The 21,261-nt window shown below is 62.5% G+C and carries 14 protein-coding genes; 4 read left to right on the forward strand and 10 right to left on the reverse strand.

What is annotated here, in order from left to right; translation table 11 throughout:
• Nucleotides 1-524 precede the first annotated feature (524 nt).
• The 4 genes from EKH55_RS25470 to EKH55_RS25485 are packed head-to-tail and all read right to left on the reverse strand — an operon-like array spanning nt 525 to nt 5,823.
• Nucleotides 525-2,126, reverse strand: a complete 1,602-nt coding sequence (locus EKH55_RS25470; protein WP_151613641.1) for an ABC transporter ATP-binding protein — start codon at nt 2,124-2,126, stop codon at nt 525-527.
• Nucleotide 2,127: 1 nt separating this feature from the next.
• Entirely contained in the window at nt 2,128-3,258 is a 1,131-nt protein-coding gene (locus EKH55_RS25475) for an ABC transporter permease (RefSeq protein WP_069456813.1), read from the reverse strand.
• On the reverse strand, nt 3,251-4,174 hold the full coding sequence (gene oppB / locus EKH55_RS25480; protein WP_151613642.1) for an oligopeptide ABC transporter permease OppB: 924 nt from the start codon (nt 4,172-4,174) through the stop codon (nt 3,251-3,253). The genes EKH55_RS25475 and oppB overlap by 8 nt, the downstream gene beginning before the upstream one ends.
• 50 nt (nt 4,175-4,224) lie before the next feature.
• Nucleotides 4,225-5,823, reverse strand: coding sequence for a peptide ABC transporter substrate-binding protein (locus EKH55_RS25485; protein ID WP_151613643.1), 1,599 nt, complete (start codon nt 5,821-5,823; stop codon nt 4,225-4,227).
• A gap of 828 nt (nt 5,824-6,651) precedes the next feature.
• On the opposite strand from EKH55_RS25485, the gene fba reads away from it, so the two are divergent.
• On the forward strand, nt 6,652-7,695 hold the full coding sequence (gene fba, locus EKH55_RS25490) for a class II fructose-bisphosphate aldolase (protein ID WP_069456810.1): 1,044 nt from the start codon (nt 6,652-6,654) through the stop codon (nt 7,693-7,695).
• Nucleotides 7,696-7,863: 168 nt separating this feature from the next.
• Here the strand turns inward: fba and EKH55_RS25495 are convergent, their stop codons facing one another.
• The 5 genes from EKH55_RS25495 to EKH55_RS25515 all read right to left on the reverse strand — a co-directional run bounded on the left by EKH55_RS25495 (nt 7,864) and on the right by EKH55_RS25515 (nt 14,213).
• The gene (locus EKH55_RS25495) at nt 7,864-9,651 is read right to left on the reverse strand and encodes an ABC transporter ATP-binding protein (protein WP_151613644.1); all 1,788 of its coding nucleotides are present in this window, start codon (nt 9,649-9,651) and stop codon (nt 7,864-7,866) included.
• Entirely contained in the window at nt 9,651-10,655 is a 1,005-nt protein-coding gene (locus EKH55_RS25500; RefSeq protein ID WP_246232007.1) for a glycosyltransferase family 2 protein, read from the reverse strand. The genes EKH55_RS25495 and EKH55_RS25500 overlap by 1 nt, the downstream gene beginning before the upstream one ends.
• 28 nt (nt 10,656-10,683) lie before the next feature.
• Complete coding sequence (locus tag EKH55_RS25505; protein WP_151613646.1) at nt 10,684-11,799, reverse strand: glycosyltransferase family 2 protein; 1,116 nt, start codon at nt 11,797-11,799, stop codon at nt 10,684-10,686.
• Complete coding sequence (locus tag EKH55_RS25510; RefSeq protein ID WP_151613647.1) at nt 11,796-12,962, reverse strand: acyltransferase family protein; 1,167 nt, start codon at nt 12,960-12,962, stop codon at nt 11,796-11,798. Before EKH55_RS25510 ends, EKH55_RS25505 begins: the two co-directional genes overlap by 4 nt.
• Before the next feature lie 423 nt (nt 12,963-13,385).
• Nucleotides 13,386-14,213 carry a MerR family transcriptional regulator gene (locus EKH55_RS25515; RefSeq protein ID WP_151613648.1) on the reverse strand — a complete coding sequence of 276 codons (828 nt, stop codon included), beginning with the start codon at nt 14,211-14,213 and terminating at the stop codon, nt 13,386-13,388.
• A gap of 188 nt (nt 14,214-14,401) precedes the next feature.
• Here EKH55_RS25515 and EKH55_RS25520 point away from each other — a divergent pair, with 188 nt between their 5' ends.
• The 3 genes from EKH55_RS25520 to htpG all read left to right on the forward strand — a co-directional run bounded on the left by EKH55_RS25520 (nt 14,402) and on the right by htpG (nt 19,351).
• Complete coding sequence (locus tag EKH55_RS25520; RefSeq protein ID WP_151613649.1) at nt 14,402-15,670, forward strand: 4-aminobutyrate--2-oxoglutarate transaminase; 1,269 nt, start codon at nt 14,402-14,404, stop codon at nt 15,668-15,670.
• A gap of 181 nt (nt 15,671-15,851) precedes the next feature.
• On the forward strand, nt 15,852-17,327 hold the full coding sequence (locus EKH55_RS25525) for an NAD-dependent succinate-semialdehyde dehydrogenase (protein ID WP_151613650.1): 1,476 nt from the start codon (nt 15,852-15,854) through the stop codon (nt 17,325-17,327).
• A 137-nt stretch (nt 17,328-17,464) separates the two neighbouring features.
• Nucleotides 17,465-19,351, forward strand: a complete 1,887-nt coding sequence (gene htpG, locus EKH55_RS25530) for a molecular chaperone HtpG (RefSeq protein ID WP_151613651.1) — start codon at nt 17,465-17,467, stop codon at nt 19,349-19,351.
• Between the two features lie 162 nt (nt 19,352-19,513).
• Here the strand turns inward: htpG and EKH55_RS25535 are convergent, their stop codons facing one another.
• Entirely contained in the window at nt 19,514-20,953 is a 1,440-nt protein-coding gene (locus tag EKH55_RS25535; RefSeq protein ID WP_151613652.1) for a DUF4214 domain-containing protein, read from the reverse strand.
• Nucleotides 20,954-21,261 lie beyond the last annotated feature (308 nt).

Consider the following 21,261-nt stretch of genomic DNA (forward strand, 5'->3'; position numbering starts at 1 on the left):
GCGACAGACCACTAGCGATCTCGATCGTCTCGTCACGGCCAGCTCGCCGGCAGGTTTCCTCAGACGCGCGCCGCCCTGACGAGGCTTGCTCGGAAGTATCTTGCAGATGTGGCGAGCAAGGATCAGGGGTACATGAAGGTCGCCGACCAGACCGGTCTGGCTTCGTTCAGTTTCGACGAGCTGTATGCATCGATCGCAAGGGATCCGGTTCTGCGGAACGGCGATTACAGTACGGTGTGAATTCTCCGGAAGCGGTGATGGCTTCGATAATGGGCGTTCCTCGCCACGCCGCGACCGGCATCTCCGAAGTGTATCGACGCAGAAACGGTAATCTTACCCCCGAAAAGGGACGCTCAGCAGCCAACGACGCCAAGATGACAGCTGGTACATAAAAATTCATCGCCCGAAATCCCGACCGCGCTCTTTCCACAGGTGTAAATTTGCTGCGGGAGAATATTGTCCGCAGCTGCTGCGGCCAGGTGAGTGACAGTCGCAGGCGAAAACGGCAGGCGCCGTTTGCCGGCTCACACGTTGAACGCCGCCCCGATCAAGGTCTTGGTGTAGGTCTCCATCGGCGCCTCGAAGATCGCGTCCGTTTCCCCTTCCTCGACGATGCGTCCGTTCTTCATGACGATGACGTAGTCGGACATCGCCTTCACCACGGAAAGATCATGGCTGATGAAGATGTAGGAGAGAGCATGCTTCGTCTGCAGGTCGCGCAGGAGTTCGATTACCTGCCCCTGCACCGACCGGTCGAGCGCCGAGGTCGGCTCGTCGAGGATCACCACCTTCGGCTTCAGGATCATCGCGCGGGCGATCGCGATGCGCTGGCGTTGGCCGCCGGAGAACTCGTGCGGATAGCGGTTGCGCGAAGCCGGGTCGAGCCCGACCTCCTTCAGCGCCGCGATCGCGCGGCGGTCGCGCTCCGCCCGGCTGAGGTCCGGCTCATGCACGTAAAGGCCTTCCGTGATGATCTCGCCCACCGTGCGCCGCGGCGACAGCGAGCCGTAAGGGTCCTGGAAGACGAGCTGCAGCTCGCGGCGCAAAGGCCGCATCGCGCCTCGGTCGAAGCCGGAAATGTCGGTCGTGCCGAAACGGTAATAGCCGCTGCTCGGCAGAAGCCTCAGGAGGGCCCGCCCGAGGGTCGACTTGCCCGAGCCGGACTCGCCGACGATGCCGATCGTCTGCCCCTGCCGCAGGCGCAGATTGACGCCGTCGACGGCGCGGAACACGGAGGAGCCGCCGAGAAAAAGGCCGCCGCCGATCGTGTAGTCGACCGCAACGTCGCGGCCCTCCAGGATGATCGGCGCATGGTCCGGCGGCGCCGCCTTGCGGCCGCTCGGCTCGGCGGCGAGCAGCATCTTCGTGTAGTCGGCCTTCGGCCGTTCGAAGATTTCCGCCGTCGTCCCCTGCTCCACCACCTCGCCCCGCCGCATCACCGCGACGCGGTCGGCGAAATGCTTGACGATGCCGAGATCGTGGGTGATCAGCACGATCGCCATGCCGAAGCGCTGCTGCAGCGATTTCAAGAGATCGAGGATCTGCGCCTGGATGGTCACGTCGAGCGCCGTCGTCGGCTCGTCGGCGATCAGGATGTCCGGCTCGTTGGCGAGCGCCATGGCGATCATGACGCGCTGGCGCTGCCCGCCGGAGAGTTCGTGCGGGTAGCTGTCGATGCGGCGTGCCGGCTCGGGGATGCCAACGAGTTCCAGGAGCTCGAGCGCGCGCTTGCGCGCCTCCTTGAAGCTACCACCGCGATGATGAACGATCGGTTCGGCGATCTGCCGGCCGATCGTATAAAGCGGATCGAGCGACGTCATCGGCTCCTGGAAGATCATGGTGATCTTCGAGCCGCGCACGCCGTTGAGCCTTTTCGGCGACAGGCCGATGAGTTCCTGGCCACGATAGCGCGCCGAGCCGGTGACCCTGCCGTTCCTTGCAAGCAGCCCCATGATCCCCATCATGGTCTGGCTCTTGCCCGAACCGGACTCGCCGACCACGGCGAGCGTTTCGCCGGCGTTTACGTCGAGGTCGATGCCCTTCACCGCCTGGACGGTACCATCGGGTGTGTCGAAATCCACCTCGAGGCCGCGCACGGCAAGAATGGTTTCCTTCATGTCTGCCATATCAGCGGTCCTTCGGATCGAGCGCATCGCGCAGGCCATCGCCGACGAAATTCAGCGAGAACAGGGTGATGACGAAGAATGTGGCCGGGAAGATCAGCAGCCAGGGCGCCGATTGGATGTTGTTCGCTCCTTCGGAGATCAGCGCGCCCCAACTCGTCAGCGGCGCCTGCACCCCGAGGCCGAGGAAGGACAGGAAGCTTTCGAGCAGGATGACCTTCGGCACCACGACGGTGACGAAGACGATCACCGGCCCGATCGTGTTCGGGATGATGTGACGGCGGATGATCTGCCAATCACTGAGGCCGAGGGCCTGTGCGGCGCCGACGAATTCCCGGCGCTTCAAAGCCAGCGTCTGGCCACGCACGATACGGGCCATGTCCAGCCATTCGACCGCCCCGATCACCAGGAAGATCAGGATGAAGCTGCGGCCGAAGAAGACGACGAGCACGACGACGAGAAAGACGAAGGGTAGCGAGTAGAGGATCTCGACGAGACGCATCATCACATTATCGACGCGCCCGCCGATATAGCCGGACGTCGCTCCGTAGACGACGCCAATGCCGAGCGAGACGAGGCTGGCGAGCAGGCCGACGGCGATCGAGATCTGGCCGCCGAGCATGACACGCACGAGCAGGTCGCGGCCGTTGGAATCCGTGCCGAAGAGGAAATATTCACGGTCCACGCGACCTTCGACCTTCAGCGTGCGGCCGTCGTCCTCGGTCGCGACAACCTGTGTGCCCTCGAACTCGTTCGTCCGGTCGAAATAGCGCGTCGCGCGCGGATCGATCGGCTCGTCCGACGTGACCGTGGCCGAAAAGGTTCCCCCTTCCACCACGAATTCCTCGAGCGTGACGCGGGCACGGGTCGCGACACCTTCCATCACTCCCTGAAGCGTCGAAACGTCCGGCCGCGGCTCAAGGCTAGGGCCGATCGACACATAGGACGGAAAGACCTGATCGTAGCTGTGCGGCGAGAACAGGGGGCCGACGAAGGAGAAGAGCGCAATCAGCACCAGCATGACTGAGCCGGCCATGGCGGCGCGGTTGCGGCGGAAGCGGATCGCCGCGAGCTGGAAGAGGCTGCGGCCCTTGGTCTCCGGCGAAGCAGCCGGGGTCTGGAGGATATCAGTCATGGCGGACCCTCGGATCGAGAAGGCCGTAGAGAATGTCGACCAGAATATTGAAGACGATGACGAAGATCGCCACGAGGATCACGGTGCCCATGACAAGCGTATAATCGCGGTTGATCGCACCGAGAACGAAATAGCGGCCGACGCCGGGAATGGTGAAGATCGTTTCCACGACTGCCGAGCCGGTCAGCAACGCCGCCGCGCAGGGCGCGAGATAGGAAACGACCGGCAACATGGCGCCGCGCATCGCATGCGTGACCACGACCGTGCGGGACGGAAGACCGTAGGCCTTCGCCGTGCGGATATGGTCGGTGTGGAGCGCCTCGATCATCGAGCCCCGCGTGAGCCTGGCGAAGACGGCGAGTTGCGGCAGTGCGAGCGCGATCATCGGCAGGATCAGGAAGCGCAACGATCCGTCGCCCCAGCCTCCGGCAGGCAGCCACGAAAGGCTGATCGCAAAGATGAGCGTCAGCACCGGGCCGACGACGAAGTTCGGGACCGTAACGCCGATCGTCGAGACCGCCATGATCCCGAAGTCGAGGATGCTGTTCTGCCTGAGGGCTGCAATCGTGCCGGCAAGCACACCGCCGATCACCGCCAGGAGCAAGGCGTAGAAGCCGAGTTCCATCGAATAGGGCAGGCCCTTGCCGATCAGCTGCGCGACGTTGTTGTCCTTATAGATGTAGCTCGGACCGAAGTCGCCCGTCACCGCATTGCTGAGATAGTGAACATATTGGCGCCAGAGCGGCTGATCGAGCTGATAGGTCCTCATCAGGTTCGCCATCGTCTGCGGCGGGAGAGGACGCTCGAGATTGAAGGGGCCGCCGGGGGCAAACCGCATCAGGAAGAAGGATATGGTGACGACGATGAACAGCGTCGGCACCGCACTCGCCAGTCGGCGAAGGATGAAGGGGATCATGGACTTGCTCCGGAGGCGACGCGCGGGGGACCGCGCGTCGCCTCAGTTCGTTATTCGGCGACGCTCAGGAACCGGCTCAGGTGTTCGTTCGGCGCGTTGTCCTGCCAGCCTTGAACACGATCCGAGACGAGCCAGAGATCCGCCTGGGTCAGAAGCGGCGCGATCGGCTGTTCCTTCATCAACAGCGCTTCGGCCTCGTGGAGGATCTTCGAACGTTCGGCCGGATCCTGCTCCTCATAGGACTTCTTCATCAGTGCGTCGTATTCCGCGTTATCGAACTTGCCGTAGTTGAACGTCTTGTTCGTGCTGATGCTGAGAGCAAGGAAGTTTTCCGCGTCGGCATAGTCCGCGACCCAGCCGGCGCGGGCGACGTTGAACTTGCCGCCTTCCTGCAGGTACGCATAGTGCGACGAAACGTCGAGGTTCACGAGCGAGACCTTGGCGCCGAAGGTGTTCTTCCACATGTCGGCAACGGCGGTTGCGACGCGCTCGTGGTTCGGGTTGGTGTTGTAGCGGATTTCGATATCGAGCGGCTTGCCACCCTCGCCGTAACCCGCCTCCTTCATCAGCGCAACGGCCTGGTCTTCGCGGTCCAGCTGCGACATGTCGGCAAAATCGGCCTTGGAAGGCTCGCCATAGCTCTCGATGCCCGGCGGCACCATGGAATAGGCCGGGATCTGTGAACCACTATAGATTTCCTTGGCGATGAAATCGCGATCGACGGCCATCGACAGGGCTCGCCGCACGCGGACGTCGCTGTAGGGTTCCTGGCGCGTGTCGAAGGCATAATAGTAGGTCGCCAGCGTCGGCGAGACATGGACCTGATCACCGTAGGACTGACGCAGGCGGTCGATCTGGTCGGCGGAGAAGTTGTAGACGAGGTCCATTTCCTTGGCCTCGAATCGGCGGACGGAGGCCGCCTGGTCGTCGATCGGATAGAAGATCACCTTGTCGAGCTTGACGTTTGCCGCATCCCAGTAGTTCGTGTTCTTCTCCACCGTCAGGCTGTCGTTTGGCACGTGTGCGGTCAGCCGGAAGGCGCCGTTCGAAACCATCACGCCCGGCTTCACGAAATCGGTCCCGTTCTTTTCGACGCTCGCCTTGCTGACCGGAAGCGCGGTCTGGTGCGCCAGCAGCTCGAGGAAGAAGGGGGTCGGTCGCTCGAGGGTGATTTCGAGCGTCTTTTCGTCCACGACCTTCACCCCGAGCTGGTCGACCGGCAATTCACCCTTGTTGACCTTTTCGGCGTTCTTGATCGGGAAGAGAATGTTGGCGTATTCGGCGGCCGTCTTCGGATCCTCGACGCGGCGGAACGAGAAGGCGAAGTCCTCGGCCGTCACCGGCGAGCCGTCCGACCATTTGGCGTCGGCGCGCAGCTTGAAAGTATAGACGGTGCCGTCATCCGACAGATCCCAGGTTTCGGCGGCACCCGGCACGATGTTGCCGGCGGCGTCGTAGATCGTCAGGCCTTCATAGAGGTCCTTGACGATGAATGCCTCGATATTGATGGAGGTGTGCGCCTGATCGAGCGTCTGCGGCTCGCCGGCATTACCGCGGTGGAGTACCGCCTCGGCAAGCACCGGGCTTGCGCCGACGAGCAGCGAGCCGATGAGCGCGGCGGCACCAAGTTTGAGTTTCATTGAAGCCATTTGTCTGCTCCTTCCCCTCTTTTTGGGTTGTGTCGATCGCAGGAGAGAAGTGCAAATTCTCACCAAAGGCAAGGCGATTTGTGTGGGACCATTGCACTCACTTTTATAAAAGAAAAACCTGATGATCTCCCTGGTTGTATTTCACCTGCGATGGATTCCATCGCTTTTGCGACGTGGACGGCCAGCCGAATTATGCGCCCGGTAATGCCAACTGCAACGTTTTAGATTCGCAGCTGCCGCCGGCGAGATTGCCGCGAACCGACTGCCATGCAAACTTCATGAAACGAGACCGCACTTTACGTAATATGCCGAAAAATTCCGCCGCATTTCCGCAATCTTATTGCGCGTCGCCGTCTCACACGCCTTGGGGCACTTTTGCTCGCGGAAGCATTCGGCTCGCGCGGGGCGATGACCACGGCCACGGACCCAGACCACCACCAGAGGGCGAATTCCGCGATTTCCGGCGGTGCCATTCTTCATCCACAGTAAAAATGGCTGACGCACGTAAATCAAATGGGCGACGCGGCCGCCGGGCCCGTTGCCAAATGACCGGCATCAATTATTGTGCCGGTCACTACAGCGCCGCGCGTCTTGGTTGGACGCGCAAAGGTCGCTGCAGCACTTTGAGGTGCTGCATGTCTTTGTCCTTGAATAGAGGTAGAAGGCATGCAGTGGCGCTCTTCACGCCGGTTTCGCGGTGCCGGATCGTCTTTCGCCGGGCATCCGAAACGGACCGGGGAAGAGCCCGAACGCGCTTTCGCGGGCGAGACTTTCGCCCATCCATATCGCGGCGCCCGGAGTGAGGTGCCGGTCATCAGGGAGATTCGAATGGCATTGATCACGTTGCGGCAATTGCTCGACCATGCGGCGGAGAACGATTATGCGCTGCCAGCCTTCAATGTGAACAATCTCGAATACATTCAGGCGGTAATGCGCGCCGCCGATGCGACGGACTCTCCCGTTATCCTGCAGGCAAGCCGCGGCGCGCGCGCCTATGCGGGCGACGCCTTCCTGCGGCACCTGATCCTCGGCGCGGCAGAGGAATACCCCCATATTCCGATCTGTCTCCATCTCGACCACGGCGACCAGCCGTCGACCTGCATTTCAGCGATCACCAACGGCTTCACCTCGGTGATGATGGACGGCTCGCTCGAGAAGGACGGCAAGACGGTTGCGAGCTATGAATACAATGTCGCCGTGACCGCCGAGGTGGTGAAGATCGCCCATGCGGCCGGCGTTTCCGTCGAGGGCGAGCTCGGCTGCCTCGGCAATCTGGAGACCGGCGCGGGCGACAAGGAAGACGGACATGGCTTCGAAGGCAAGCTGTCGCGCGAGGAACTGCTGACCGATCCCGACCAGGCGTTCGATTTCGTGTCGAGGACAGGAGTCGATGCGCTGGCCGTTGCGATCGGCACGAGCCATGGCGCCTACAAGTTCACCCGCGCACCGGACGGCGACATCCTGTCGATCGACACGATCGCCAGGATCAACAAGAAGCTGCCGAACACGCATCTCGTGATGCACGGATCCTCTTCCGTTCCGGCCGATCTGCAGGAGCTTTTCAACGCCTATGGCGGCGAGATGAAGAAAACCTGGGGCGTGCCCGTCTCGGAAATTCAGAAGGCTATTCCGCTCGGGGTCCGCAAGGTCAATATCGACACCGACCTGCGCCTTGCCTTCACCGGCGAGATCCGCAAGCATCACCTGCAGCATCCGGACAATTTCGACCCGCGCAACTATCTGAAGCCGGCGATCGCGCACATGACGGAAGTCTGCAAGGAGCGTTTCGAAGCGTTCCGCGCGGCCGGCCAGGCTTCGAAGATCCGCGTCCTTCGGCTGCCGGAAATGGCAAAGCGCTACGCGGCCGCCTGACGGCCCCACAGCACCGCGTCTGATCAGGCGCATCAGACGCGCAAAAATCGCTCGAACGCTTTGAATTTCTGCATGTCACCTTAAACCGACGCGATTTACGATGACATGCAGTCGGGCAGAAAACACGATAAAGCCGCGTTCCCGAAAGGGCGCGGTTTTGCCTTTGTGTCACTTCATTGCCGGCGCCTCGTGTTCATAGAGCTGGTCCATGGTGAGCGAGGCCACCTCCGAAAGCCGTGACTGGCTCTTCACCCGACCACTGCCGAGTACCACGATATCGTCGCAGAAGGAGATCGTGCTGCGGTGGTGGCTGATGACGATCGTCGTGCGCCGCCCGGCCCGCAATTTCAGGGTCTCGACGATTGCCGCCTCCGAGAGGCCGTCGACCGCATTCGTCGCTTCGTCGAGGATCAGGACGGCCGGGTCGCGCAACAGGGCCCTGGCGAGGGCGATGCGCTGTCGCTGTCCGGCCGAAAGGCTGGCCCCCCGATAGCCGACAGTCGTTCCATAGCCTTCCGGAAACTCTTCGATGAAGCCATGCGCCTCCGCCAGCCTTGCCGCACGCTCCACCTCGGTGAAAGCGGCCGGCTGGCCATAGCAGATGTTTTCGAGGATCGTTCCGTCCACGAGTTCCAGGTCCTGGCTGGCGACGGCAATCTGGCGTCGCCACTGCCCCGGGTCGATTTCGCCAAGCGGCACGCCATCGACGAGAATGCGCCCCTCATCCGGTTCCACGAACCGGCACAGGAGATTGACAATCGTGGTCTTGCCGGCGCCGGAACGGCCGATGATCGCGGTCGAGCATCCGCTGCGGATTTCGAAATTCGCCGCGTGCAAAACCGTGGTTCGGCCGCCGGAGCCCGGATACCTGAAAGTCACCTTATCGAATTCGATGCGCTCGCCGAGACCCTCGACCGGCCGACTCCCGGACGGCGGCCTTGGCTTGTCGGAGGAGTCGAGCAGCCAACGCACCTCTTCCAGCGAGCCGCTCCAGCCCTGGAACTGACTCCAGGACATCTGCAGCGCCCGCACATGCGGCTGCAGCCGGTAAAGGAGAACGACGAAGGCGACGATCACCGGAAAGCTCACGCCGACGAGCCAGGCGCTGACGACCGCCGCCAGGAACAAGGCGGAATGGAGCACTTCGGTGAGCGGCGGCAACGCGCCCTGACGGGCTTGCAGCACGAAACCGGCGCGGCGGACGGCGTCGGAGGCGGCATCGAAGGCGGACTTCTCACGATCCTCCTGGCCGAAGACGCGGATCAGCCGTCCCGCATGCACGAGATGAAGCATTCGGGCCGCGAGCTCGCTGTTGAAGGAGGTCACATCGCGGCTTGGCCCCTTGAGCGTCGCGGAGAGCGCCGCATGCGCAAGCTGGACGAGGACGAGGCCGATCGCCACGAACAGGGTCATCTGCCAGGACAGAAGCAGAAGGAAGGCGAGCAGGATCACCGCGGCGCAGGCATTCACGATGGCCGAAAGTGCAGTTTGGACGGCATCGGACGCACGCCACGATTCATTGGAAATGATGTTGAGCAGACGACCGGGATTTTCCTGGAGGAAGAAGGGATATCCGATCCGAAGCAACTGGTCGGAGAGTGCGCTGCGAATGGCGTGGCTCGCCTTGCCATAGAGGAAGGTCGTCAGAATCGTATTCCCGAAGGCGAGCACGTTCTTGAGGCAGATCAGCGCCAGCACCGCGGCTGCAATGACCAGCAGCCTTTCGCCGTCGTCAAGGCCCTCCCCCACCTGCTGAAAGAAAGCGGAGATCCCACTGAGCCCGGAGCTATCGTCGTTCCCCGCGATGATGCCGAGCATCGGGATTATGAGGCCGATGCCGGCGCCCTCGAGCGTGGCACTCGCAAGACCAAGAAGAACGACCGCCGGCAGCAGTCGCCATTGCCGCCCGAGGGCATCGCGCAACAGCTGAAAGCCGGGCACAAACATTCGTAGCATTACGGACCTCGCTCCAGCCTCGACACCGCCTCGCCGACGTCGTGCAGTTCGGTAGGCGTCGCGCGGCCGGCAAGCCAGAGTCGTGCGAACCTCGCAGCCCCGGTGAGGTTCATCAGCACGATCGGCCAGTGGGAAAGCTGCAGATCGGGATCGAATCTCGGGCCGAAGAAAGTCTCGGCCAAAGCCGATCGCACTGTCCAGAAGAAATGCTTCACCAGCCATGGCGCCTTGAAGAGATGCTTCAGGCACAGGGCGCCGTTGCCCAGGCTATAGTTTCGGTGAAGCCTCTCGATCTCCGCACGGTCGCGCCGGCCATGATGATGGTATACCGTCATATCCGGCACGTATTCGACGGGGATGCCGAGCACGTAGGCACGCACGAGATAATCGGTGTCCTCCGCGGACTGCAGCGGCGCCCCCGCGCCGAAGCGTTCGTCGAAACGGCCGATGCGGGCAGCCACTTCGCTATGCATGGTCATGTTGCAACCAAGCACGAAGCCGCCGGGATGGACGTCCGGGGTAAACACCGCCGGCACCGGCGATCGTTTGACCGTGAAGGGCAGATCGCAATGATTGCCGAGCTCGACGCGCCCGCCCCGGACGACACGGTCACCCTTGGCGTAGTGCCGCTGCAAATCGCCGAGATAGGGCCGACCGACCTCGCAGTCGTCGTCGATGAAGACGAGGACGCGTCCGCGCGCCCGTTGCATGCCGGCATTGCGGGCAAAGGCAAGCCCCGGTCGGCCTTCCACGACGATGGTGATCGTCACTCGCGAGGCGGCAGCCATGCGGCGGAGCTCGTCCTGCGTTGCGTCCGTCGAGCAATTGTCGACCACCACGATCTCCGTTGTGATCGCGGGATGAGCGCGGCAGGTTTCTTCGATGGAGCGAATGCATGAGGCAAGCGCCTTCGCCCGATCGCGCGTGCAGACGATGAAGCTTGCAAATGGTGCCCGACCGGTCGGGGCCCGCGACGCCGTGCTCACGGCCTCGCACTGCTTCATCTCAATGTCGGAACGTCCGAATGCCATCTCACAGACAACCAAATCGAGGAAGGACCGTTGCGGCCGGCACCGACCGCAGATATTGCGCTAGATCGTCCGCCTTGCGGCTGGCGGCGAGCGAGAGGCGGCTGCACCAGGGTGCTCGGGAGGCGGGCAGCAACCCGTAGCGCTCGCGGCGGCGGATCAGCCCCCACTTCCCCGTTCGCGTCAGGAACTCATGCGTGAGCTCGGGACGGTTCTCATCGGCGATGAGCTGGTAAAGGAAGTAAAAGAAGCAGAGAAGGCCGTCCTCGTAGGCGCCTCGCGTCTCCGTCGGCTGGGCGGCGATCGCCCGCTCGACCTCGAGGATGAACAGCGCGAGCGATCGAATGCCGCTTGACGTGACGGAGAGCGCGATATCGCGAAGGGCGCTCGTATCGACGGAAAATCCCTGGCGTTCAAGGTTTTCGGCAACGATCTTCAGATGCGTCCGACGCATCTGCCGCTGGTGTTTGCTCGTGACGCTGCCCCCATGAATGCGATAGGCAATCAGGGCCTCATCGATCATCGCCAAGGGAAAGCGCCCGGCGATGCGCCGGAACAGATCGAAATCTTCGGCATGCGGATAGGCCGGATCGTAGACGAGCATGTCGTCCGGAATTACGCGGCGATTGAAGACCACCGTCGAATGGATGAAGATCGTGAAAAACGCCGAAAGAATGGGCAGGCTCGCTGCCCGATAGATCGGGTCGGGCTTGCCGCGAAGCAGTCGGCTGCCGATCAGCCTGTCGACACCCGTACCGCACATGGCCAAGCCAGGCTCAGCGTCGAACAGCGCCATCTGGCGCGAAAGGCGCATGGAATAGGCGATATCATCGGCATCCATGCGGGCGACGAACTCGCCGGTGGCAAGCCCCAGCCCTTCGTTCAGGGTAGCAATGAGGCCGCGGTTTTCCCGCGAGACAATAGAAATCCGCCGATCGGCCTGTCGATATCGCTCGATGATCTCAAGCGAACGGTCGGTCGATCCGTCATCGATCGCGATGATCTCAAGGTTCTTGTAGTCCTGGCGCAGAAGGCTTTCGAGCGCCAGCGGGAGATAGGCCTCCGCATTGTAAACGGGAAGCAGCACGGAAACCAATGGGGTGAACGTTGCTTGACTCATGTCCATCGCGTGTCCGAAACCTGGAGGGTCCCTCCACGCTCGACCGTTGCGCCTGGGTAGGCCGCGCTTGCGGCATCCGCCCCTGCGATGGCCGGGGCGCTGCCGGCTTGCCGCGCATAAGGGAAATGGCGCTTCAGCGCATTCAGCGGACTTTCGAAGGCGATCCAGGAGATCCAGGCGAGGAGCAAAGTGGCGGTGCCGGCGACTGCCAATCGCCCGGCGCCCTGCTCCGAGACATTGACCGGAATGAAAGCTTGCGCCTTGACGACCAGTGCAAGCGCGATGGCGTGGTAGAGATAGATACCATAGCTGATGCGCCCGAGTGCGGTGACGGGCGGAGCTTGGACCAAACGTCCGACATAGCCGCCAATGCCGCGCGAGCACGCGCCGACGAGCAGCGTCAGCGGCAGAAGCGGGAACACCTCAAGTCCGATCCAGACAAACCATTCGAGCACCGGCGTCGTCGCCACGCTCTTGAGCGGGAACAGGATCAGTGACACGACCAGGAGTGGCTTCCAAGAGCGCTCCGCCCATCGCGGCAGGGCTGCGCCGCCCGCTCGATGGGCCGCCAGCAGCGCACCCGCCGCCAAGGCATCCATCGAGGCAGGCGGCAACAGATCGCGCGCCAGCGTTGGCGTCCCGGTCACGGGCCAATAGAAGCGGAAAGCGAGCGAGCAGAGGACGACACCGACGCAGATCGTCGCGATCGAGCGTCGCGGCGCCACAAGCACGACCAGCGGCCAGACGATATAGAACTGCTCCTCGATGCTCAGGCTCCAGGTGTGGCAGAGAACCCAGGGCGTCCATGCATCCTGATGAGCATACCAGAAGTTCGACAGGTAGAGCGCGTGCCAGCCGAGCACCTTTCCGGAGGTCTCCAGGCCGGTAAGCCACACGGCTCCGAGAACTGCGAAATAGGGCGGAAAGATGCGCAGCGCCCGACGCGCATAGAAGGACTTCAGCGCCGTTGCCGGTTCGAAGCGCTGGTCGTCTCGTGCGTCCAGGAGCAGCCGCGTGATCAGAAACCCGCTCAGCACGAAGAACAGTCTGACGCCGATATGGCCCCAATGGGATCCGTCCGTCGCATAGAAATGCGCGTAAACCACCATCAGGACCGCGACGGCTCGAATTCCGTCGAGCTGCTGGTCGCGCGCAATCCGCATGCACATCCCCTTCGAGTCTGACCTTTTCCGGCTCCCGGCGTCGTCGCCGGCTTTGTCAAGAACGCTACCGGGCGGTGGGCTTGCGTCTCCTTGAATCGACCTCGGGAGTTGATTCAGGCTGCTATAGAGAGCGTTGCGGGCCTGATAAGGCGCAACGCTGAACAGTAAAAAACGGTCGGGGCAAATGTATGGTCGAATCAGGCCAAATTTTGGCTCCCGGTGCAAAGACTTGTCCTGGCCGAGCAAGAGAAATCGCCGGCGTTGTTCTCGGAACAACGAGTAAACGCAACAGTTGCATTTATCGCCACTTCAGATTTATACATTTCTAGTTGTATTAATTTTGGCAATGCGCGATATGACTGCGCCAGGAGTCACCATGCCGCAGGAAATCGGCGCTCAATTCTTGGGCTTAGGGCCAGGACCCTAGAAGGTTGGCGGCGTATTGATCCAGAGCAGGACGGTTTCACCATCGTGCCGGTTCGACCATGCATGGCGGCGACGGCTCGCGAAATAGAGCGAGTCGCCCGGGTTCAGATCGTAGAATTGGTCCCCCTCCAACACGAACTCGACACGGCCGGAGAGAACGTAGACGAATTCCTCGCCCTCATGCCCATAGGCGCCCTCGCTCGATGCACCGGGTGCCAGCACGAAGCGATGACAGTCCATTTGGTTCTGCCCCTCGGCGAGGACCTGGATCGTCACACCGGGGGTGGTCCGCGGCCACGTGCGCCACTCTCCGGCCCTGACGAGCGTCCTGTCGCGCAGTTCATCTTCACCGGCGAGGCTCGAGATTGTGGTCCCGAAATATTCTGCCAGGTTGTGCAGCACCGCGATCGACACGCCTTGCGACGTTCGCTCGAGTGTCGACAGCACGGACGCTGCGATTCCTATATCGCCTGCCACCTCTTCGAGCGTTTTTCCCGCCGCGTGCCTGAGGCTGCGCAATTTGCGGCCGACTTGCAAATCGACATTTCTCTCCTGGGCACCTGCTGAAACGGCCACCTCTTCGCCGGGAGCCTCCGCCTCCAGTGCCTCGCGGATCGCCGCCGGGTTCAGACCGCGCTCGGAGCGAAACCAGGAAATGCGTTTCAAGCGCTGAAGGTCGGCCTCCGTATATTGACGATGGCCTGTCGGCGACCGCTCCGGCACGACGAGGCCTTGCGTTTCCCAGAGCCTCAGCGTCGACGCCGAAACGCCGGCGAGCCTTGCCGCCTCGGCAACTTTGTAGCGGATGTCGTTGTCTCCGTTCATCTTTCCCTCGTGTCGCGTCGCCAGCGGCAATCCCACAGTTGACCCGGGGGCTGCCAAAGCGCCCATCAGGCGCCGTGTTCTCTTTATCAGCAAATTTGATTTGCATTCCCTTTCAAAAGATGTACCACTTCCCGACCGAAGTTGCAGAAAAAATGCAATTTATCTCACAAAGCCAAGGGACGACTGCAATGACCAGCCTGACAGACCGCAAGAATGCCGCCATATCCCGTGGCGTGGGAATGACCACGCAGATCTATGCCGATCGCGCGGAAAATGCCGAGATCTGGGATAAGGAAGGCAATCGTTACATCGATTTCGCCGCCGGCATCGCCGTCGTCAATACGGGCCACCGTCACCCGAAGATCATCGCCGCCGTCAAGGCGCAGCTCGATCGCTTCACCCACACCTGTCATCAGGTCGTGCCCTATGAAAACTACGTGCATCTCGCCGAACGGCTGAACGCGCTGGCCCCCGGTGACTTCGAAAAGAAGACGATCTTCGTCACCACCGGCGCCGAGGCGGTGGAAAATGCCATCAAGATCGCCCGCGCCGCGACCGGACGCCAGGCGATCATCGCCTTTGGCGGCGGCTTTCACGGCCGCACCTTCATGGGCATGGCGCTCACCGGCAAGGTCGTTCCCTATAAGGTCGGCTTCGGTGCGATGCCCGCCGACGTCTTCCACGCCCCCTTCCCGATCGAACTGCACGGCGTCGGCGTCGAGCAATCGCTCGCGGCGCTGAAAAAGCTCTTCGCCGCCGATGTCGATCCGGGCCGCGTTGCCGCGATCATCATCGAGCCGGTCCAGGGCGAAGGGGGGTTCTATCCGGCGCCGACGGCCTTCATGAAGGCGCTTCGCGAAATCTGCGACCAGCATGGTATTCTCCTGATTGCCGATGAAGTCCAGACCGGCTTTGCCCGCACAGGCAAGCTCTTCGCAATGGAGCATCACGACGTCGCGCCGGACCTCATGACCATGGCGAAAAGCCTGGCCGGCGGCTTTCCGCTTGCCGCCGTCACCGGCCGCGCCGAGATCATGGACGCGCCGGGCCCCGGCGGGCTCGGCGGAACCTATGGCGGCAGCCCGATCGGCATCGCCGCAGCCCATGCGGTCCTCGACGTGATCGAGGAGGAAGATCTGTGCGACCGGGCCAACCAGCTCGGCAACCGGCTGAAGCAGCGGCTTGCCGCGATCCGGGAAAAAGTCCCGGAAATCGTCGATATCCGCGGCCCGGGCTTCATGAACGCGGTCGAATTCAACGACACGAATACCAATCAGCCGAGCGCAGACTTCGCCAACAAGGTTCGGCTCAATGCCCTTGCGAAGGGTCTGATCCTGCTCACCTGCGGCGTCCACGGCAATGTCATTCGTTTCCTGGCGCCGATCACGATCCAGGATGAGGTCTTCGCCGAGGCTCTGGATATTCTCGAAGCTTCGATCCTCGAAGCGCGCAGTTGACCTGACGCCGGGCGACCGCTATCGCGGTCGTCCGGCTGGCAAAGCGGCGGCCACTTGCGCTTTCCTTACGGCGCCGCGCGTCTGAAAAGTACGCGGCGCTTTAAGGCGTGGGCCATCGGCTTGCCCGGAAGCAGAACAACAGCGCGCTTGTGGCGGCGGCAGGCACGCGGGAGGATACGTCATGGCCCTGACACCTGCACTTACCAAACACCTCCACGCGTCAGACCTGTTCGCTAGGCTCGACCATCTAGCCTGCCCTTTGGAGCCGTGGACTGGCCCGACCTTCGATGTCCTCAACCCATCGACGGGCGAATTGCTTGCCACTTTGCCGGACATGAGCACCGACGAGGCGCGCGCCGCAATCGACGCGGCCCAGTCGGCGCAGGCGCTCTGGGCGTCCAAGCCAGCCAAGGACAGGAGTGCCCTCCTGCGGCGCTGGCACGATCTGATCGTCGAGCACGCCGATGATCTCGCGTCGATCCTCACCGCCGAAATGGGCAAGCCGCTCGCCGAGGCGAAGGGCGAGGTCCTGCATGCCGCCTCCTATGTCGAATGGTATGCGGAGGAAGCCAAGCGCGTCTATGGCGAAACCTTTCCCGCGCCCGCCAACGACCGCCGCATGCTTGTCATCAAGCAGCCGGTCGGCGTCGTCGGCACCATTACGCCCTGGAACTTCCCGGCCTCGATGGTCGCCCGGAAGATCTCGCCAGCGCTCGCCGCCGGCTGCGCCATTGTCCTGAAGCCGGCGGAACAGACGCCGCTCGTCGCCGGTGCGATGTTCCTGCTCGCCGAGAAGGCGGGCTTCCCCGAAGGCGTCCTCAACCTCGTCTATGCCGCCGAGGGTGCGCCGATCGGCCGCGAGCTCTGCAGCAATCCGAAGGTCCGAAAGATCAGCTTCACCGGCTCGACCGAGGTCGGACGGCTGCTGATGCGGCAGTGTTCCGACCAGATCAAGAAGGTCAGCCTCGAACTCGGAGGCAATGCTCCGTTCATCGTCTTCGACGATGCGGATATCGACGCGGCGGTCGATGGCGCCATCCAGGCGAAGTTCCGCAATGCCGGCCAGACCTGCGTCTCGGCGAACCGCATCTATGTGCAGGCGGCGGTACATGACGCCTTCGCCGAGAAATTCGTCGCACAGGTGCGCGAGCTGACCGTCGGCGACGGTTTTTCCGCCGGCGTCACGATCGGCCCGATGATCGACAGCCACGCGATCGAGAAGATCGAGGCGCATGTCGCCGATGCGCTCGCCAAGGGCGCCGAACTGCGCTGCGGCGGCAAACGGATCGGCACGACGGGAACTTTCTTCAAGCCGACGGTGCTGACCGGCATTTCGCACGACATGCGCGTGGCGGAGGAAGAGACCTTCGGTCCGATCGCCCCGATCATCCGCTTCGAAAGTGCCGAGCAGGTGGTGGCCGAGGCGAACGATACGATCTATGGCCTCGCCGCCTATTTCTACGCGGAGAACCTGAAGCGCGTCTGGCATGTGGCCGAGGCGCTGGAATACGGCATGGTCGGCATCAATACCGGTCGCATGTCCTCCGAGGCCGCCCCCTTCGGCGGCATCAAGCAGTCCGGCATCGGCCGCGAAGGCTCACGCCATGGGCTCGAGGATTATCTCGAGATGAAGTATCTCTGCATGGGCAATATCTGAGCCGGCGATCCTCTCGCACGCCCCCTTGAAATTCTTGCTGCGGCTTGCCAATTGGGGCCGCAAACGATGGAGCGGGATCAGCCAGCTGAATGCCGCCCTCGCAACTTCAAACGCAATTTCCGGAGGTCCGCAACGCGATGAGTGAAGTCGAAATGTCCGTAGAGAAGCACGTCTTCGAAGCCGACGTGGCGAAACTGCTGCACCTGATGGTGCACTCCGTCTACTCCGACAAGAATGTCTTTCTCCGCGAACTGATTTCGAACGCGGCGGACGCCTGCGAGAAGCTGCGCTACGAAGCGATCGTCGCACCCGACCTCCTCGGCAGCGATCCGGCTCCGCGCATCGCATTGACCCTTGACGAGGAGAACGCCCGCCTGATCGTCGAGGACAACGGCATCGGAATGAGCCGCGACGAACTCGTCGAGTCCCTCGGCACCATCGCCCGCTCCGGCACGCGCGCCTTCATGGAGCGCATCGAAGCCGCCCAGAGCAGGGATGGCGCCCAGCTGATCGGCCAATTCGGCGTCGGCTTTTATTCCGCCTTCATGGTCGCCGACAATGTCGACGTCGTCTCCCGCCGCGCCGGCTCGGACAAAGCCTGGCACTGGGCATCGGACGGCAAGGGCAGCTACACGGTTTCCGCCGTCGACCTCGCAGATGCGCCGGCCCGCGGCACGCGGATCACCCTGCACCTGAAGGATGACGCCAAGACCTATACCTCGCGTTGGACGGTGGAGCGCATCGTCAAGGATCAATCGGGTCACGTGCCGGTGCCGATCTCGATCATGGAGAAGCCCGGTGCGGAGCCGGCGCAGGTCGCCGACGGCACGGCGCTCTGGACGAAGCAGAAGAGCGAGATTTCCAAGGAAGACTATACGGACTTCTACCGGGGCGTCGCCGGGCAGTATGACGAGCCGGCGCTGACCGTGCACTTCCGCGCCGAGGGCCGCCACGAATATACAGCGCTTGCCTTCGTGCCGGGCTCGAAGCCCTTCGATCTCTTCGACCCGGACCGCAAGGGCCGCATGAAGCTTTACGTCAAGCGCGTGTTCATCACCGACGAGGCGGATCTGCTGCCGCGCTACCTGCGCTTCGTGCGAGGACTGGTCGACACGGCCGATCTGCCGCTCAATGTCTCGCGTGAAATGATCCAGGAAAGCCCGCTGCTCGCCAATATCCGCAAGGGCCTGACGAACCGGGTGCTGACGAGCATCGAAAAGCTCATCGACAGCGATCCGGACGCCTTCGCCAAGCTGTGGGAAAACTTCGGCAGCGTCATCAAGGAAGGCATCTACGAGGATTTCGAGCGACGAGCCCAACTGCTGGCGCTTTCCCGCTTCCTGACGACCGCTGCCGAGGACAAGCCGCGCGCCTTGAGCGACTATGTCAAGGACATGAAGGACGGCCAGGCGGCAATCTATTACCTGACCGGGGAAAACCTCGCGCAACTGAAGGCATCGCCTCAGCTCGAAGGTTTCCGCGCCCGCGGCATCGAGGTGCTGCTCCTGACCGATCCGGTCGACAGCTTCTGGGTGACGACGGCGCCCGACTTCGACGGCAGACCCTTCAAGTCGATCACGCAGGGCGCGGCCGACCTCGCAGCCGTGGCCAAGGAGAACACAACCGCCGCCTCGCCTGCGGCGAGCCCGTCGGTCACCGATTTCGTGGCTTTCGCCAAGGCGACGCTCGGCGAGGCTGTCTCGGATGTCAGGATCTCCGACCGCCTGACGGAGAGCGCCGTCTGCCTCGTGGCGCCGGAACATGGACCGGACCGCCAGTTGCAGAAGATGCTGCAGGGCGCCGGTCGCATCGACGATACGGCAAAGCCCATTCTCGAAATCAATCCCGGCCATGCCTTGATTGCCGCCCTCGCCGCCGGCCCGTCGGACGACCAGACCTTCCGTGAAGACGCTGTCAAGCTGCTCTTCGATCAGGCACGTGTACTCGACGGCGACAAACCGGAAGATCCGCGCGCCTTCGCCGAGCGGTTGTCGCGCGTGTTCGATCGGGCTTTGAAGCATTGATGCGGAAATGCGGGCGAATTCCGCCCGCACTCAACGATTCATCTCTGCCTGGCTATCGCTCTACAGCGCCGCGCGTCCTCTCGGACGCGCAAAGGTCGCTGTAACTCTTTGAATCTGGCATCGAGCTTTCCGAAAATCGAGTACGATTTTCGGGCCGATCCGCTAGCCGGGCGGCTCTGCTGTCCCGGTATCGGAGCCGAGGTGGGACGCGTATTTGAGCTGGAACTCGCTCGAGAGTATCATGCCCAAGGCCACGCTTTCCCGGGTTATCGTGCCTCCGCTTAGCGTCTTGGCGTAGCTGTCGAGGCCGTCTGGGTCGGCCGCGCGGCCCAGAATCAGGAGATATAGGAAGCTGACGTAGGATCGGTCGGTCAGACCGAAGGTTGCATATCGCCCGTTGAACTCGTCGGATTTCATCAAGGCGATGGTCATGGCCGCGACAGTTGTTTCGCTCTTCTCCAATGCGTCCACCCAGCGCTCCATCTCTTCCGGGTCGCCCTGCCGCCCAAGCACAAGGCAGAAGGCAAAACGCGCCTGTCGGACCGCCAGCGGATCGGACGTCCTGCTTTCCGCCATGTCACAGTCTCTGCGCGGAACCGGTATCGGGCGTTTCCCGCGGATAAGATCCCTGACCGCAATGTAGGCCGGCTTTGGTTCCCCTAGTGTCCAGCCACCATCGCCCTTCGCGACCAGGCGTACCAGGCCCATGTAGGCCTCGAAGCCGGGAGCCCAATAGGTCTCGTCCAGCAGTTCGTAAATATGCGCGGCCTCCACCTTGTACTTTCCCTCAAGCTCCCGGATGCGCATCATCGCCTGTTTCAGTCCGTCGGCTTGCTGCTGTTCGCTGCGCTGGCTTCCATAGGGATTGTTGAACTCGGTGACCCAGATCGGGTGGCCGTAACGTGCGAGTTCCTTGAAGGCCCATTCCGGGTCTTCGCCATACATATGCCAGACGGAAATATCCCATTTGATTCCGTCCTGCCGCATCCGTTCAAAGGCGCCGAGATGTCCCCAACCGGCCGTGCCGATCGCTTTGCGGATCTGTGGATCGACCTCCGTCATGCCGTCCGACAAACCCTTCAGTACCGCACTGACCTTCGCCCAGCGCGGCCCATAGTAGTCCAGGGGTGCCACGCCGCCGGCAGGGCCCCACTCGCAGGGATACTGGCTGCCGTCGTCGCGCTTTTCGCAAGGTTTGATGATGGCATGGTTTTCCATCTCGTTGCCGAGCTCCCAGACGCGGATGTCGTCCTTGAACTGTGAGGCGAGTGTGACGGCGAACGCGCGGGCCTTATTGTAGAGCTCGTCGGCGCTGTCCTTAGCGAGATCGACATTGCTCGGGGTGATCACAGGAAGAATATCTATCCCGCGGGCCTTTCCTTCCTTCACAAGTCGGCCCAAGTCCCGCGCCTTCCCAACATCGGGAATGTTCACGCGGTAGGACTTCATCCCGAGATCCCTGACAATATCGAGCTGCCGTTCAATTCCGACGCCGGGATAGGCGGTGAACGGATGACCGTTGACGCCCCAGAGAATGTCCGCGGAGGCCGGGGCGATCGTAGCCAACAGACACACTGTTCCGACTGCCAGTCGAGCGAACATACTCGTCTCCCTCTCGCTGCGCAGCCTGGAGCATGCCGCCTCTCACCCGGCGCGGCAATTTGCCGGAATTGAGAATCCGACCGCTTTTGCTACCACTTTCGACCCATTGGATAGCTCGTACGGACAGTGACTGCCGGATCATTTTATCGGCATCACTGCGGGGTTCCGCAGCGCAGCCTCTGCCATATCGCCGCCGCTCGACGACCGTAGCGGCGTTGACCAAGCGGGGCATCGTGTACGCTGCGGCACAGCTTGCCGCCCATCTGCGGCAGTTTGCCGAAATGGCCGAACGGGCCGCCCCGCTACCT

The organism is Sinorhizobium alkalisoli (assembly GCF_008932245.1).
In the GTDB taxonomy this organism is placed as follows: Bacteria; Pseudomonadota; Alphaproteobacteria; order Rhizobiales; family Rhizobiaceae; genus Sinorhizobium; species Sinorhizobium alkalisoli.

Bases quoted from the DNA above. Each gene is read 5' to 3' on its own strand.
- EKH55_RS25470 (WP_151613641.1), bottom strand. From the start codon at position 2,126: ATGGCAGACATGAAGGAAACCATTCTTGCCGTGCGCGGCCTCGAGGTG.
- EKH55_RS25475 (WP_069456813.1), bottom strand. From the start codon at position 3,258: ATGACTGATATCCTCCAGACCCCGGCTGCTTCGCCGGAGACCAAGGGC.
- oppB (WP_151613642.1), bottom strand. From the start codon at position 4,174: ATGATCCCCTTCATCCTTCGCCGACTGGCGAGTGCGGTGCCGACGCTG.
- EKH55_RS25485 (WP_151613643.1), bottom strand. From the start codon at position 5,823: ATGGCTTCAATGAAACTCAAACTTGGTGCCGCCGCGCTCATCGGCTCG.
- fba (WP_069456810.1), top strand. From the start codon at position 6,652: ATGGCATTGATCACGTTGCGGCAATTGCTCGACCATGCGGCGGAGAAC.
- EKH55_RS25495 (WP_151613644.1), bottom strand. From the start codon at position 9,651: ATGCTACGAATGTTTGTGCCCGGCTTTCAGCTGTTGCGCGATGCCCTC.
- EKH55_RS25500 (WP_246232007.1), bottom strand. From the start codon at position 10,655: ATGAAGCAGTGCGAGGCCGTGAGCACGGCGTCGCGGGCCCCGACCGGT.
- EKH55_RS25505 (WP_151613646.1), bottom strand. From the start codon at position 11,799: ATGAGTCAAGCAACGTTCACCCCATTGGTTTCCGTGCTGCTTCCCGTT.
- EKH55_RS25510 (WP_151613647.1), bottom strand. From the start codon at position 12,962: ATGCGGATTGCGCGCGACCAGCAGCTCGACGGAATTCGAGCCGTCGCG.
- EKH55_RS25515 (WP_151613648.1), bottom strand. From the start codon at position 14,213: ATGAACGGAGACAACGACATCCGCTACAAAGTTGCCGAGGCGGCAAGG.
- EKH55_RS25520 (WP_151613649.1), top strand. From the start codon at position 14,402: ATGACCAGCCTGACAGACCGCAAGAATGCCGCCATATCCCGTGGCGTG.
- EKH55_RS25525 (WP_151613650.1), top strand. From the start codon at position 15,852: ATGGCCCTGACACCTGCACTTACCAAACACCTCCACGCGTCAGACCTG.
- htpG (WP_151613651.1), top strand. From the start codon at position 17,465: ATGAGTGAAGTCGAAATGTCCGTAGAGAAGCACGTCTTCGAAGCCGAC.
- EKH55_RS25535 (WP_151613652.1), bottom strand. From the start codon at position 20,953: ATGTTCGCTCGACTGGCAGTCGGAACAGTGTGTCTGTTGGCTACGATC.